The organism is Burkholderia sp. BCC1985 (assembly GCF_905339915.1).
GTDB lineage: Bacteria > Pseudomonadota > Gammaproteobacteria > Burkholderiales > Burkholderiaceae > Burkholderia.
Genome location: NZ_CAJPGY010000004.1, coordinates 102,385 through 116,072 on the forward strand (window position 1 = coordinate 102,385; position 13,688 = coordinate 116,072).

Below are 13,688 nucleotides of genomic sequence, written 5' to 3' on the forward strand. Positions count from 1 at the left end.
CATACATGTCGATCGCGACGGGGGTTCAGCGGTGAATCGCCGCCCGCAACCGTCTCACATCCTGCTCCGACACCGGTGCGGCGCGATTGCCCCACGCGCCGCGCACATAGCTGACCACTGCGGCGATCTCGCTGCTGGTCAGCACACCGCGCATCGCCGGCATCCGCTGCACGGGCCCGTGCGTGCCGGGCGCCGGCCGTGCGCCTTCGACGACGATCCGGATCGCGCTGGTCGGATCGGCCGCGAGCACGGCGGAATTGCCGGCGAGCGGCGGCCCGCGCTCGGGCACGCCCGCGCCGTCGGCGCCGTGGCAACGCGCACAGAATCCTGCATATACGCCGGCTCCCGGCGCCTGCTGGCCGCCTTCCGGCCGCGGCCCGGCGGCCGTCAGCCGCGGGACGCCGACGCCGAGCGGATTCGTCGCGGCGGTCGGTTGCGCGGGCAACGACTTCAGGTACACGGCGATCGCGTGGCGGTCCGCATCCGTCAGCCGCGCGGTGCTCTCGGCGACGACCGGTGCCATCGCGCCGAACACGGCACCGCGCACCGCGTGGCCGCTGCGCAGGAACGCCGCGAGGTCGTCGGTGGTCCAGCGCCCGAGGCCGTCCGCATCCGCGCCGGTCAGGTTCGGCGCGAACCAGTGATCGTTGATGCCGCCCGTCAGGAACGCGGGACTGCGTTCGTCGTAGCCGCGCTCGTTGTAGGCTGGGCCGCGCGGCGTATGGCATGCGCCGCAGTGGCCGAGCCCCTGCACGAGATACGCGCCGCGATTCCATTCCGGCGATTGCGACGGCTGCGGCGCGTAGCGGTCGCGGTTCGCGAACGCGAGGCTCCATAGCGCGAGCGCCCAGCGCTGGTTGAACGGAAACGGCAGTTGCGTGCGCTTCGCAGCGTTCGCGGACGGCGCGACGCCGCGCATGAAATACGCATACAGCGCGCGCACGTCATCGTCGGTCATGCGCGCGAACGACGGGTACGGCATCGCCGGATAGAGCCGGCTGCCGTCCGCGCGCACGCCGCGCCGCAACGCGTCGTCGAACTGCCGCAGCGTGTAGTCGCCGATGCCGTGCGCCGTGTCCGGCGTGATGTTCGGCGCATAGATCGGTCCGAACGGGGAATTCACCGGCTGGCCGCCCGCGTACGGTGTGTGGTCGGCCGCGTCGTGGCAGGCCGCGCAGTCGCCGGCGAACGCGAGATAGCGGCCGCGCGCGATGGTGGCGGCATCGGCGCTCGCGGCGGCGGCGGCTACGACCGGGCGACGGGCGGCGTCCGCCGCGGATGGCGCATTGCGCGGCGTGGCGGACGCCCCCGACGATGCCGAATCCGACGCCGTCGCATCGCGCGACCGCGACAGCCGCCGGTCGCTTTCCACCCGCGCCGACATCGATGCCCCGGCATCGGCTGCCGCGCGAATCTTCACGAACCGCCAGCCCGACGCGGGCTCGGCTGCTTCGGCCGCCGACGCGGCGTCGGCCGTATCGCCGGCGGACATCGCGTGGTCGTCGCGCTGCATGTCGCATGCGGCGAGCGCGGCGCACGCGGCGAGCGCAACGCCGGCGCGGCGCCGCGGAACGAGACGCGCCGAGAGCGAAACGATCGAAACGATCGAAGCGAGCGCAGCGAACGAGATCAGCGCCATGGACTGCACGGCCCCAGGAAAGCGGTGACGATCCCCGTGAACACGAGACCGATCACGAACCCGAGCGCGGCGAGCATCCCGCAGCGCGCGAGGAATCGCGTGCTGTCGTCGCGCGTCGCGGCCTGCACATCGGCGTCATGCCGGCGTTGCCAGGTGCGCACGAGCCACGTGGCGAAGACGGCCGCCAGCGCGAACGCGCACGCGGCGATCAGCGCGAGCCAAACGCCGACGTGCGCCCAGCGCGGCACCGCCTGCGCGACGCCGAGCGGATAGCACGCGGTCGACGCGAGCGTTTCGGACGCGAGCATCTGCGCGAACCACAGCGCGGGCGCGCCCACCAGGCCGGCCGCGATCGCGAGCAAGGGCGTCCACGAGCGTCGCGCGCCGTTCATCCCGGGCTCCTGAGCCAGTACGGCGACACGTACAGCGCGGTGAAGATGAACAGCCACACGATGTCGACGAAGTGCCAGTAGAGCCCGCCGACCGTCAGCGCGACGCGTCGCTCGCGGCCGAAGAAGCCTGCGGCGGTCCACCCGGCGAGCAGCGCGAGGATCACGAGGCCGGCCACCACGTGTGCGAGGTGGAAGCCGGTGATCGTGAAGTACAGGCTGCCGTACAGATGCGCGGTCGGGCCGTACGGATGGTCGCGCCACTCGTGCAGTTGCACGAGCGCGAACGCGGCGCCGAGCGCCAGCGCGACGGCGAGCGCGGCCACCGCGCGGGTTTGCCTGCCGGCTCGCACCGCGCGCTCGGCGAGCCACACGAACCCGCTGCTCGACAGCAGCACGACCGTGTTGCCGGCCGCGAGCCCGAGCTTCGGCATCCCTTCGGGCGGCCACGGCGCGGCCGCTTGCGACTGCAGGTAGAAATAGCAGAACAGCAGGTAGCCGAACAGTCCGGCCTCGGTCACGATCAGCGTGATGACGCCCCACCAGCCGCCCGCGCGTTCGCCGTAACTGCCGACCGGCAACGGCTCGACGCACGCGGCCGGCGCGCCGGGCGGCACCGCGGCCGACGGCGGCTGCGCCGGATCCAGCCCGGCCGCTGCCGACGGTGCCTGCGTGGTATCGCGGGCCGGCAGGCGCGCGCGCTGCCCGAGCGTGCGGCGCGGCCACCGCCACACGGCGGTCCCGATCGCGCAGCCGGCGACGGCCGCGCACACGAGCGTCGGCGAGCGCGCCAGCAGTGCGGCGCACGCGGCGGTCGCGAGCAGCGCGAGCACGAACGGCACGCTGCTGTCTTCGGGCATCTTCAGGATCGCGCTCGGCGTCGCCGCGAGCGGCGTGACGGCGAGCGCCTCGCGCCCGTCGGCGAGCCGGTAGCCGACCTGCACGCTGGTGCGCTTCGCGTCGTCGCGCGTTTCCCACAGCGGGTGCCGCGACGCCACGAGCGGCAGCACCGCGAAGTTGTACACGGGCGCGGGCGACGCGACCGACCATTCGAGCCCGGCCGCGCCCCACGGATTGCCGCCGGCGCGCGCGCCGCGCCGCGCGCTGACCAGCGCGTTGACGACGAACATCACGATCCCGATGCCGAACACGAACGAGCCGATCGTCGTCAGCAGGTTCGACGTGTCCCAGCCCATTCCGGACGGATAGGTATAGATGCGGCGCGGCATCCCGAGCAGCCCGGAGACGTGCATCGGGAAGAAGCCGAGGTTGAAGCCGACCAGCACGACCCAGAACGTCAGGCATCCGAAGCGCTCGTTCATCATCCGCCCGGTGAATTTCGGGAACCAGTACGTGAGCCCGCCGAGCACCGGGAACACGTTGATGCCGAGCAGCACGTAATGCAGGTGTGCGACGACGAAATACGTGTCGGTCAGCTGCCAGTCGAGCGGCACCGCGGCCGTCATCACGCCGGACACGCCGCCGATCACGAACATCAGCACGAAGCCCGCGAAATACAGGAACGGTGTGCGGAACACCGGGCGGCCTGTCCAGATCGTCGCGAGCCATGCGAACACCGCGACCGCGCTCGGGATCGAGATCAGCATGCTCGCCGCGCCGAAGAACGCGAGCGCGAGCGGCGCGATGCCGGTCGCGAACATGTGGTGGACCCACACCTCGAAGCCGATCAGCATCGTCGCCACCGTCGATACCGCGACGGCCTCGTAGGCGACGAGCGGCCGGCGGCAGAAGGTCGGCAGCGCGTCCGACACGATCCCCATCGCGGGCAGCACGACCACGTACACCCACGGGTGCGCGAACATCCAGAACAGGTGCTGCCACAACAGCGGCCGCCCGCCGTTCGCGACATCGAAGAAGTGCGTGCCGGCATTGCGGTCGAGCCACAGCAGCAGGAACGCGAGGCTCACGGACGGCACCGCGACGAGGTTCGCGACCGATGCGGTGAGCGTGCCCCACACGATGATCGGCAGCCGGTCGATCGACATCCCGTGCGCGCGCATCCGCAGCAGCGTGACGACGAAGTTCGCGGCGCCGCCGGTCGTCGAGATGCCGAGCAGGATCATGCCGAGCGCATAGATGTCGATGTTCGCGCCGGCGCTGTAGTCGAGCGACGTGAGCGGCACGTAATTGAACCAGCCGCCGTCCGGCACCGCGCCGAGCGGGAAGCTCGCATACAGGAACAGCCCGGCGAACAGGAACGCCCAGTACGAGAATGCGTTCAGGCGCGGGAACGCCATGTCGCGCGAGCCGAGCATCAGCGGCCACAGATAGTTCGCGAAGCCGGACAGCACCGGCAGCGCGTACAGGAAGATCATCGTGACGCCGTGCATCGTGAACAGCGCGTCGTATTGCGCAGGCGTGAGCACCGTCGCATCCGGCCGCGCGAGCTGGATGCGCATCACGAGCGCCTCGACGCCGCCGAGCAACAGGAATGCGAACGCGGTGACGATGTAGCGCAGCCCGATGCGCTTGTGGTCGACCGTGCCGAGCCAGCCGCGCCAGCCGGGTTCCGATTCCCACAGGCCGGCCAGTTCGCGCTCGTGCGCGGATCCGGGCGGCGCTTCGCCGAGGTCCGGCACGCGGCTGAGCGGGGCGGGCGGGTCGCGGGCAACGGCCATCGTCATCCTCCGTTCAGTGCAGCGTCGCGAGATACGCGGCGAGATCGTCGGCGTCGCGCGGCGCGAGCGCGAACGACGGCATCAGCGTCTCCGGCTTGATCTGCTGCGCCTGCGCGAGCCAGCGCCGCAGGTTGTCGGGCGTGTTGTCCAGCGTGCCGGCCGCGAGCAGCCGGCGCGACCCGAGATGCGACAGGTCGGGGCCCGCGTCGCCGGCCGCGTCGGTGCCACGTACGGCATGGCAGCCCGCGCAGCGCGCGGCGAACAGGCGCTGGCCGCGCTGCTCGGTGCCGGCCGCCGGGGCAGGCGCCGGCTGCCGCTGCGCGGCGAGCCACGCGCGAAACGCATCGGGCGGTTCGGCCACGACCTCGAACGCCATGTGCGCGTGCTGCGCGCCGCAGTATTGCGAGCACTGTCCGCGATAGACCCCCGGCCGGTCGGCCTGCAGCCACTGGTGATTCGTCTGGCCCGGGATCGTCTGCGTCTTGCCGGCCAGTTGCGGGACCCAGAACGCATGGATCACGTCCGCACTCTTCAGTTCGACCGCGACGGGTTCGCCGACCGGGATGTGGATCTCGTTCGCGGTGACGAACGCGGCGCCGCCCGCGTCGTCCGGATAGCGGACGGCCCACCACCAGTCGTGCGCGGTCACGACGATCGTGAGCGTGGGCGGACGCGGCGGCGCTGCGACCGCGCCGAGCACGCGCAGCATGTAGACCAGCGCGCCGAACAGCAGCGCGATCGAGATCGCGGAGCCGACCGTCACGATCGCGAGCCCGCTGCCGTGACCGCCGCCCGCCTGAGCGCGGCGGCGAAACATCGCGATCAACAGCAGCACCGCGATCGCCGCGCAGACGAACGTGCACAGCGCGAGCAAGGCCCAGCCGAGCACGAGCACCGGATCTGCAGCGGGGCCGGCAGCATGCGCGACGTACGCGAGCGGCAGCGGGCCGGCGGGTGACGCAGAAGCGTCGGCCGCACGCGCTGCCCGCGGCGCGACGATGCACGCGGCCGCGGCGATGCCGGCAATACCGGCGGTATCGGCAATACGGCACGCATTCATGAACGGCGGGACGAGCAACGGCGACTCCTTGCCGGATCCGGCGGCGTGACGACAAACCGTTCGCGGCGGAGCAAGTTCCGTGCGCGTCCGGCGCGTAGGCGAGGCGCCCGGCGTTGTGCACGCAACGTGCAGCGCGTTACAGCCGGCTTGTAAATCGGGCGACGGTCCATCGTTCGGGGGCAGGGTGCCGCGGCCCGTGCGATATCCGGCACGCAGTTTGCTACGCCGATCGTGTTATGGCCGGCAACCCCGGGAATGTCTCGGCGGCGTGCCGGCCACCGCGAATAAACAGGAGGAATCGACCGTGAGGACCGTCGCGATCACGAGTGCGAGTGCCGGGGGCGGCCGGGCCGCCACTCATGCGTTCGTGCGACGCGGTGCCAACGTTGCGGTGCCCGCCCGCGATCCGCGCGCGCTGCACGACATCGCGTGCGAAGTGCACGCGTATGGCGTCGAGGCGCCGCCGATCGCCGTCGACGTCGGCGACGCCGCCGCGCGCAAGCTGAACCGGTGAGCGCGATGCTAATCGAGGACTACGCGCTGATCGGCGACGGCCGCAGTGCCGCACTCGTCGCGCTCGACGGCAGCATCGACTGGCTGTGCTGGCCGGACTTCGACTCGCCGCCATGCTTTGCAGCACTCGTCGGCACGCCGGACAACGGCCGCTTCCGCATCGGGCCGCGCGAGCCGGGAGCCCGCGCGACACGCCGCTACCTGCCCGGCAGCGCGGTGCTCGAAACGACGTTCGAGACGTCGTCCGGCTGCGTCGTCGTGATCGACTGGATGAACTGGGCGGCGCCCGACCCGTGCCTGATCCGCAGCGTGCGCGGCGAGCGCGGCACGGTCGAACTCGACGTCGATCTCGGCGTGCGCTTCGACTATGGCCACGCGCTGCCGTGGTGCCGGCGGCTCGGCCGGCGCTGGCGGATGATGACGGGCGGCGACGCGATGTGGCTCGATACCGACGCGCACCTCGACGTGCGGGACGACCGGCTCGTCGGCACGCAGCGGATCGCCGCGGGCGAGCGCGCGGATTTCTGCATCAGCTACGCGCGTTCATATGACCGGCCGCCGTCCTTGCCGGATGCGTACGCGTCGCTGCGCGACACGCTCGCGTCGTGGCGCGCCTGGTCGACGTGCAATACGGCGCAAGGCCCGTATCGCGACGCGATCGAGCGCGCGCTGATCACGGTGAAGCTGCTGTCGAGCGTGCGCACCGGCGGCATCGTCGCGGCGCCGACGAGCTCGCTGCCCGAATCCTTCGGCGGCATGCGCAACTGGGACTACCGGTACTGCTGGCTGCGCGACGCGAGCTTCACGCTGCGCGCGCTGGTGCGCTGCGGCTACCGCGACGAGGCGGCGCGCTGGCGCGACTGGCTGGTGCGCGCGATCGCCGATCATCCGGCGCAATTGCAGGTGCTGTACGCGGCCGACGGCGGCCGGCGGGCGGACGAATGGGAAGCCGCGCACCTGGCCGGTTACGAAGGCGCGCGGCCGGTGCGCTTCGGCAACGCGGCGGCCGAACAACTGCAGCTCGACGTGTACGGCGAAGTGCTGGCCGCGCTTTACCAGGCGCGCCGGCACGGGCTGCCGCCCGACGACGACGCATGGATGCTCGAGCGGCGGCTGCTCGAGCATCTCGCGACGATCTGGCGCGAGCCGGACGAGGGGATCTGGGAAGTGCGCAGCGGCCGGCACCCGTTCACGTCGTCGAAGGTGATGGTATGGGCGGCCGTCGAAAGCGCGTGCCGTTCCGCGCACGCGTTCGATCATCACGCGCCGCTCGACGCGTGGCGACGCTGGGCCGATACCGTGCATGCGGACGTCCTCGCGCACGGCTACCACGCGAAACTCGGTCGCTTCGTCGACCGCTACGACGGTGACGGGCTCGACGTGAGCCTGCTGCTGATTCCGCTGACGGGGATGCTCGACGCGTCCGACCCGCGCGTCGCGGCGACGGTCGCCGCGATCGAGCGCGAGCTGGTCGAGGACGGCCTGCCGTTCCGTTATCGCCCGCCACGCTTCGACGATGGTTGCGAGGGCAACGAGGGGGCGTTCGTCGCGGCCGGTTTCTGGCTGGTGCAGGTGTACCGGATGCAGGGACGCGACGCCGACGCGCACGCGCTGTTCGAGCGGCTGCTGCGCCTGCGCAACGACGTCGGTCTGCTGGCCGAGGAGTACGACGTGAAGGCGCGGCGCATGTGCGGGAATTTCCCGTTCGCGCTCGCGCAGGTCGGCCTGGTCAACGCGGCGCTCGCGCTGCAGGACGGCGGCGACGAAGTCGACATCGGCTGACCCACCGCGCTGCGCCGCGCCGCACGCGACGGGGCGGCACGACACGCGCACCGCGCCGTGTCGCCCGTGATGCGCTACGACCGGCTTGTCCCGCCCTTGCCACCGTGTTCGCCGTTGCCCGGCAGCACGGCCGACAGAACCTGCCGAGCGGTCTCGACGATCACGTTCGCCTCGCGCGCGTCGCCCTTCACCAGCGTTTGCGCGAAGTGCTTCGCCTGCTGCAGCGTCACGTGCGGCGGCAGCGGCGGCACTTCCGGATCGCTCTTGACCTCGAGCACGACCGGACGGTCGCACGCGAGCGCCTCGTCCCACGCGGCGCCGAGCTGCTCCGGGTCGTCGACGTAGATGCCCTTCAACCCGAGCAGCGTCGCGAAGCGGTAGTACGGCACATCCGGAATCTGCTGCGATGCGTCGAACTTCGGGTCGCCTTCCATCACGCGCTGCTCCCACGTGACCTGGTTCAGGTCCTCGTTGTTCAGCACCATGCAGATCCAGCGCGGATCGGGCCATTGCCGCCAGTACTTCGCGACGGTGATCAGCTCGGCCATGTTGTTCATCTGCATCGCGCCGTCGCCGACCATCGCGATCACGGGGCGCGCCGGGTGCGCGAACTTGGCGGCGATCGCATACGGCACGGCGGCGCCCATCGACGCAAGCCCGCCGGACAGCGAGCCCATCATCCCGCGCCGCATCATCAGGTCGCGCGCATACCAGTTTGCGCAGGAGCCCGAATCGCTCGTCAGGATCACGTCGCCGGGCAGCCGTGGCGACAGTTCGGTGAACGCGCGCTGCGGATTCACGCCGCGACCGGGGCTCGCCTTCGCGGTCGCGCGTGCCGCGAGCGTGTCGCGCCAGTCCGTATTCCATTTCACGATCCGGTCGCGCCAGCCGGTGTCGTCCCGTTCCTTCAGCAGGGGCAGCAGCGCGCGCAACGTCTCGGCGCTGTCGCCGACGAGGTTGACCTCCATCGGGTAGCGCAGGCTCAGCATGTCGGCCTTCAGGTCGATCTGCACGCCGCGCGCCTCGCCTTCCTTCGGCAGGAATTCCGAATAAGGGAAACCGGAGCCCACGACGAGCAGCGTGTCGCATTCGCTCATCAGCTCGTAGCTCGGCCGGGTGCCGAGCAGCCCGATCGAGCCGGTCACCCACGGCAGGTCGTCGGGCAGCGCCGCCTTGCCGAGCAGCGCCTTCGCCGCGCCCGCGCCGAGGCGGTCGGCCACCGCGATCACCTCGTCGGTCGCACGCAGCGCGCCCGCGCCGACCAGCATCGCGACGCGCTTGCCGGCATTGAGCACGTCGGCCGCGCGCTGCAGGTCGTCGGGATAGGGCACCACCTTCGGCGGCGTGTAGCCGATCCCCGAATGCACGGTGCCGTGCGCGCGCTTCGGCGGCGCGTAGTCGAGCGACTGGAGGTCGTTCGGCAGCACCAGCGCGGTGACCGTGCGCGCACCGAGCGCGATGCGCACCGCGCGGTCGACCAGGTGGCGCACCTGGCCCGGCACGACGGCAAGCTGGACGAATGCGCCCGCAACGTCCTTGAACAGCGCCGGCAGGTCGACTTCCTGCTGGTAGTGGCCGCCGAGCGCCGCGCGCGCCTGCTGGCCGACGATCGCGAGCACCGGCATGTGGTCGAGCCGCGCGTCGTACAGGCCGGTCACGAGGTGCGTGGCGCCGGGGCCCGAGGTCGCGACGCACACGCCGAGCTCGCCTGTAAATTTTGCATGCGCGGACGCCATGAAGGCGGCCATCTCCTCGTGGCGCGCCTGCACGAACGCGATCTTGTCCTCGGCCCGGCTGAGCGCGCCGAAGAAGCCGTTGATGCCGTCGCCCGGGTAGCCGTAGATGCGGCGCACGCCCCAGTCATACAGTCGCTCGACGATGAAATCCGCCACTGTCGCCATGCCGTTTCTCCTTGGTTCGGGATGAGCCGATGCGCCGCGTGCAGGCGATCGCCGTGCGCGGCGTTGCCGGGCGTCGCGCAATGCGCGTGCCGTGCGGGCGTGCCGGCTGCGTCGGGTACGGGCGTTGCAGGCAGGCGTTGCACGCGAAGAGCAGGCAACCGACCGTTCAATTCCCGAGGAGCCGTGACATGGATGCATTCACCCGCCGCCCGGTGCGTGCGGCCCGGCACTGCGCCGCCTGCGCACTGCTGGTCGCCGCCGCGGCAGCCGTATCGCCGGCCGGGGGCCAATTGCGCCCGCCCGACACCGTGACCGTTCCCGACACCTCGACCCAGGCGTACAAGCGCGCCGACCGCAGGATGATGGATGCGATGGAGGGCGCGCGTTATTCCGGCGACGCCGATCGCGATTTCGTGTCGCAGATGGCGCCGCATCACCAGGGTGCGATCGACATGGCACGGGTCGAGCTGAAGTACGGCAAGGACCCGACGCTGCGGCAGCTCGCGAGCCGCATCGTCGCCGCGCAGCGCGACGAGATCGCGTTGATGGAGCGCTGGCAGAAGATGCACGGCGCGACGCCGTGAGCGCCGGCCATCACGCGGTTGAGCGGGCGCGGTCGGTCGTGTCGCGGCGGGCCGCATCCGAGCAGGGGGCGGGGGCATGACCGACGACGGATGCCGCATGCCCGCGGCCAGGACCCCGGTGGGTGATCCTGCAATTGCAACTAACGGTCAGTCGCATGCCCGCCCGCGACACGGATACGCACGCGCGGCGGCAACGCACGTCGCCCGACGCTCACGCATGAACCGGCTCGCAGGCCGCGGCCGGCTCGTGTACCGCGCCATTCGACGTGCGTCACCGACGCATGCCGCGGTTTTCGCGCCCGGCACCGCCCATGGCCGACGGTGCTCGCCGGTCGCGGAATTTTCAAGCGCTTGTCATTTCGATCGCCCCGTCGCAGAGTAAGCCACGCGGCCCGGATGCCGCACCGGCGTGCGCGCAACGCCGCCGCAGCGGCGGCGTTGCGGCGAGGAACGGCTCATGCTGCACGTGTCGGCGAAGCCCGGCTGTCCCGGGTATCGACCACGGTGCTCCCATGACTTCCAGAACACGCTCGAACAACCCGTTGTTGAATCTCGCGGTGGCCGTCGCGTGCGGCGCGGCGGCGATGTATTTCCTCGATCCGGCGTCGGGCCGGCGGCGGCGCGCGTACGTGCGCGACAAGGCTGCCGCCGGCCGCCACGGCGTGGTCGACTACGCGAATACGCAGGCGAAGCGCGCGGCCGACCATGCGCGCGGCGCGATCGCGGGGCTGCGCGCCGACTGGCTCGCCGGCGACGCGGACGACGCACTGGTCACCGAACGCGTGCGTGCCGCGCTGGGCCATCTGGTCGGGCGTCCGCGCGACGTCGACGTGACCGTCGAGCACGGGCACGTGCGCCTGAGCGGGCAGGTGGAAGAAGCGGAACGGCATGCCGTCGTCGACGGCGTGGCCGCGCTGCGCGGCGTGCAGACCGTCGAGGACGCGATGGGCGCACGCAGCGAATACAAGGCGCCGCCCGGCGGCCCGACGCACTGACGGCGACATCGGCTGCGCGCCGGCGGGCGCGGTGAACGAAGCACGACACGAATCCGGCGCACGCGTGGCGGCCGCAACGTCCGTCACGCCGCGCCTCATCCGGAGAACCGCTGATGACCGATCGTCCCTATCCCGCCACGACGCCCCCGGCACCGGAGCCCGACGCGCACCACGCGCTCGAAAGCCTGCTCGGCAGCCTCCACCGCCATGGCTTCCTGCGCTTCGCGAACGAGGTCGTCAGCGCGAATGCGCAGATGGCCGAGACGTTCGTCGGCGCGTTCGACAAGCCCGGCATGCAAAGCGGCATGCAGAACCTCGCGGCACTCGTGACGGCGCTGTCGCGGATTCCGCCGGAGCAGTTCGGCAAGGCCGTGTTCGCGGCAGCCGACGCGCTGCATCACATCGGCGCGTGGCAGCCGGCCGAGCACGAGCACGTCGCGCCCGGCGTGCGCGGCGCGTACCGGCTGTTGCACGACGAAGCGCTGTGGGATGCGCTGACGCCGCTGCTCGAAGGGTTGAAGGTGTTCGCGCAAGGCCTCGCGCGCGAGCCGGGGAATCCGGCGTCGTCCGCGCTCAGCGACAAGCCGGCGGACACGTGACGGCGGCGGGCGCACCGACCCGCGGCATGCAAGGGTTGTGCTGGCTCGCGATCGTTGCGCGTGCCGTCGGCGGCGGCGACAGCGGCATCGTGCCTAGCGGCACGCGCGCGAAAACAGCAGCGAATCGGCGTCGTTGAAGCGGATCCGCACCGGATCGGCATACCCGGCCTTCTGCGCGACGCGGATCGACGCGACGTTGGTCGGTGCGATCAGGCACACGCTGCGTTCGAACCGGTTCTGCGCATCGAGCCAGCCGAGCGCATGCGCCAGCGCCTCGGTCGCATAGCCCTTGCCGTGCGCCCAGCTCGCGAGCGCCCAGCCGGCTTCCGGCACGCCGCGAATCGGCGGCTCGACCGCGCGGTGGAAGTCGGCGAAGCCGAGATCGCCGACATAGCGGCCCGTTGCCTTCTCGCGGATCGCCCAGTAGCCGTAGCCGAGCAGCGGCCACAGCCCGCGATACGCGAGCAGCCGCATCCACGAGTCGCGCGGCGCCGACGGCTTGCCGTTGAAGATGTGCTCGACGACGGTCGGCTCGGTCCACATCGTGGCGAGCGCGTCGAAGTCGCCGAGCAGATGGCCTTCGAGGATCAGGCGGGGCGTGTCGAGAACCGGCGGGGACGTGACGGGCGGCAGGGCGCGGGAGGTCATCGGGCGTTCCATGAGGAAAGGACGGCGAAGGCGGCACGGTGCGCCGCGCTTGGGTCCCGTACGATACCGCGGAAACCGCGGCGCGGCCGCAAATCCCCGCCGGCAGCGGGGCATGCGAATCGCATCGCCGGGATAGCCGTCGCCCGACGGGGTCGGCACGGGATGGCGGTCGCGTGGCAGCAGCGCGCCCGTGCCGGCCGTTTCCTGTTTCCTACTTCCGGCTTTTCAGGAAGCTGCGCCCGTGCGCGGTGATCGACGCCCCGGAACGGCCATGCGCGGCATGGCTGACGAAGCCCGCGCCGACGAGTTCCTGCTCGACCGACCAGCCGAGCGCCGGCGCATCGCGGCCGTAGCGCACGTCGGCGAGGCGCTCGAGCGCCCAGAGCGCGGACGCGGACAAGTTGGGGGAATTGGACGTGACGTTGTCGTTCATCGCTTCCTCGGGGACGGGTGATTCAGGGTGAACGGCACGAGGCCGTGGGATCGGGCGACGCGGCGCGCCGCGGCGTCAGCCCGCCTGCAGCAACGGCAACAGCGCCTGGAGCGCGGCTTCCTCGTCGGGGCCGGTGGCAAGCATCTGCGCCGACGTGCCGCCATGCATCTGCAGCGCCGCGATGGCCGTTGCGTCCTTCGCGCTGCCGCTGAGCCCGTTGGCGAGCAGCAGGATCTCGCTTTGGAAGCGGTGTGCCGCCGCGACGATCGCGTCGCGGGACGCGGCCGCACGGCCGCGGTTCCATGCGGGGCCGATTTCAACGTAGACGACGGTTGCCACGTGCGGATCAGCCTCGGGGAAAATCGCCGGAACGGCGTGCAATGGCCGGCCGGCAGCACGGCGGGAACGCGCGGCGCGCGGCTTCCCGACGGGGCGCCGCGCGCCGTGCATCGGGTGCCGGTGCGGCATTCATCTCGAACATGTCGACATCCTCAGCGAAACCGCCA

13 protein-coding genes are annotated in these 13,688 nt (G+C 71.4%); 5 read left to right on the forward strand and 8 right to left on the reverse strand.

What is annotated here, in order from left to right; translation table 11 throughout:
* Window positions 1–25 precede the first annotated feature (25 nt).
* From U4Z31_RS05280 to coxB, 4 genes are read right to left on the reverse strand one after another with little or no spacing between them, the layout of a single operon-like run.
* Entirely contained in the window at window positions 26–1,639 is a 1,614-nt protein-coding gene (locus U4Z31_RS05280) for a cytochrome c (protein WP_321809653.1), read from the reverse strand.
* A complete protein-coding gene (locus U4Z31_RS05285; protein WP_321797346.1) occupies window positions 1,630–2,031 on the reverse strand; it encodes a cytochrome C oxidase subunit I in 402 nt (133 codons plus the stop codon). The genes U4Z31_RS05280 and U4Z31_RS05285 overlap by 10 nt, the downstream gene beginning before the upstream one ends.
* On the reverse strand, window positions 2,028–4,667 hold the full coding sequence (gene ctaD, locus U4Z31_RS05290) for a cytochrome c oxidase subunit I (RefSeq protein WP_321809654.1): 2,640 nt from the start codon (window positions 4,665–4,667) through the stop codon (window positions 2,028–2,030). Before ctaD ends, U4Z31_RS05285 begins: the two co-directional genes overlap by 4 nt.
* Before the next feature lie 13 nt (window positions 4,668–4,680).
* Window positions 4,681–5,727, reverse strand: a complete 1,047-nt coding sequence (coxB, locus tag U4Z31_RS05295; protein ID WP_321809745.1) for a cytochrome c oxidase subunit II — start codon at window positions 5,725–5,727, stop codon at window positions 4,681–4,683.
* A 304-nt stretch (window positions 5,728–6,031) separates the two neighbouring features.
* Here coxB and U4Z31_RS05300 point away from each other — a divergent pair, with 304 nt between their 5' ends.
* Entirely contained in the window at window positions 6,032–6,241 is a 210-nt protein-coding gene (locus U4Z31_RS05300) for an SDR family NAD(P)-dependent oxidoreductase (protein WP_321809655.1), read from the forward strand.
* Window positions 6,242–6,246: 5 nt separating this feature from the next.
* Window positions 6,247–8,022 carry a glycoside hydrolase family 15 protein gene (locus U4Z31_RS05305; RefSeq protein WP_321809656.1) on the forward strand — a complete coding sequence of 592 codons (1,776 nt, stop codon included), beginning with the start codon at window positions 6,247–6,249 and terminating at the stop codon, window positions 8,020–8,022.
* A gap of 74 nt (window positions 8,023–8,096) precedes the next feature.
* Here the strand turns inward: U4Z31_RS05305 and U4Z31_RS05310 are convergent, their stop codons facing one another.
* Complete coding sequence (locus U4Z31_RS05310) at window positions 8,097–9,923, reverse strand: thiamine pyrophosphate-requiring protein (protein WP_321809657.1); 1,827 nt, start codon at window positions 9,921–9,923, stop codon at window positions 8,097–8,099.
* Window positions 9,924–10,111: 188 nt separating this feature from the next.
* Here U4Z31_RS05310 and U4Z31_RS05315 point away from each other — a divergent pair, with 188 nt between their 5' ends.
* From U4Z31_RS05315 to U4Z31_RS05325, 3 genes are all read left to right on the forward strand, one after another.
* A complete protein-coding gene (locus U4Z31_RS05315; RefSeq protein WP_044843440.1) occupies window positions 10,112–10,507 on the forward strand; it encodes a DUF305 domain-containing protein in 396 nt (131 codons plus the stop codon).
* 512 nt (window positions 10,508–11,019) lie between these two features.
* A complete protein-coding gene (locus tag U4Z31_RS05320; protein ID WP_044843441.1) occupies window positions 11,020–11,502 on the forward strand; it encodes a BON domain-containing protein in 483 nt (160 codons plus the stop codon).
* Between the two features lie 113 nt (window positions 11,503–11,615).
* Window positions 11,616–12,101, forward strand: a complete 486-nt coding sequence (locus tag U4Z31_RS05325; protein WP_321809658.1) for a DUF1641 domain-containing protein — start codon at window positions 11,616–11,618, stop codon at window positions 12,099–12,101.
* A 93-nt stretch (window positions 12,102–12,194) separates the two neighbouring features.
* Here the strand turns inward: U4Z31_RS05325 and U4Z31_RS05330 are convergent, their stop codons facing one another.
* The 3 genes from U4Z31_RS05330 to U4Z31_RS05340 all read right to left on the reverse strand — a co-directional run bounded on the left by U4Z31_RS05330 (window position 12,195) and on the right by U4Z31_RS05340 (window position 13,650).
* Window positions 12,195–12,749, reverse strand: a complete 555-nt coding sequence (locus U4Z31_RS05330) for a GNAT family N-acetyltransferase (protein WP_321809659.1) — start codon at window positions 12,747–12,749, stop codon at window positions 12,195–12,197.
* A gap of 211 nt (window positions 12,750–12,960) precedes the next feature.
* Window positions 12,961–13,182, reverse strand: a complete 222-nt coding sequence (locus tag U4Z31_RS05335; RefSeq protein WP_321809660.1) for a hypothetical protein — start codon at window positions 13,180–13,182, stop codon at window positions 12,961–12,963.
* A 75-nt stretch (window positions 13,183–13,257) separates the two neighbouring features.
* Window positions 13,258–13,650 carry an HPr family phosphocarrier protein gene (locus tag U4Z31_RS05340; protein WP_260434335.1) on the reverse strand — a complete coding sequence of 131 codons (393 nt, stop codon included), beginning with the start codon at window positions 13,648–13,650 and terminating at the stop codon, window positions 13,258–13,260.
* Window positions 13,651–13,688 lie beyond the last annotated feature (38 nt).

Excerpts from the sequence above, each read along its gene's own strand:
- coxB (WP_321809745.1), bottom strand. The coding sequence starts at position 5,727 with ATGAATGCGTGCCGTATTGCCGATACCGCCGGTATTGCCGGCATCGCC.
- U4Z31_RS05315 (WP_044843440.1), top strand. The coding sequence starts at position 10,112 with ATGGATGCATTCACCCGCCGCCCGGTGCGTGCGGCCCGGCACTGCGCC.
- U4Z31_RS05320 (WP_044843441.1), top strand. The coding sequence starts at position 11,020 with ATGACTTCCAGAACACGCTCGAACAACCCGTTGTTGAATCTCGCGGTG.
- U4Z31_RS05305 (WP_321809656.1), top strand. The coding sequence starts at position 6,247 with ATGCTAATCGAGGACTACGCGCTGATCGGCGACGGCCGCAGTGCCGCA.
- U4Z31_RS05285 (WP_321797346.1), bottom strand. The coding sequence starts at position 2,031 with ATGAACGGCGCGCGACGCTCGTGGACGCCCTTGCTCGCGATCGCGGCC.
- U4Z31_RS05325 (WP_321809658.1), top strand. The coding sequence starts at position 11,616 with ATGACCGATCGTCCCTATCCCGCCACGACGCCCCCGGCACCGGAGCCC.
- U4Z31_RS05340 (WP_260434335.1), bottom strand. The coding sequence starts at position 13,650 with ATGCCGCACCGGCACCCGATGCACGGCGCGCGGCGCCCCGTCGGGAAG.
- ctaD (WP_321809654.1), bottom strand. The coding sequence starts at position 4,667 with ATGGCCGTTGCCCGCGACCCGCCCGCCCCGCTCAGCCGCGTGCCGGAC.
- U4Z31_RS05310 (WP_321809657.1), bottom strand. The coding sequence starts at position 9,923 with ATGGCGACAGTGGCGGATTTCATCGTCGAGCGACTGTATGACTGGGGC.
- U4Z31_RS05335 (WP_321809660.1), bottom strand. The coding sequence starts at position 13,182 with ATGAACGACAACGTCACGTCCAATTCCCCCAACTTGTCCGCGTCCGCG.
- U4Z31_RS05330 (WP_321809659.1), bottom strand. The coding sequence starts at position 12,749 with ATGACCTCCCGCGCCCTGCCGCCCGTCACGTCCCCGCCGGTTCTCGAC.
- U4Z31_RS05280 (WP_321809653.1), bottom strand. The coding sequence starts at position 1,639 with ATGGCGCTGATCTCGTTCGCTGCGCTCGCTTCGATCGTTTCGATCGTT.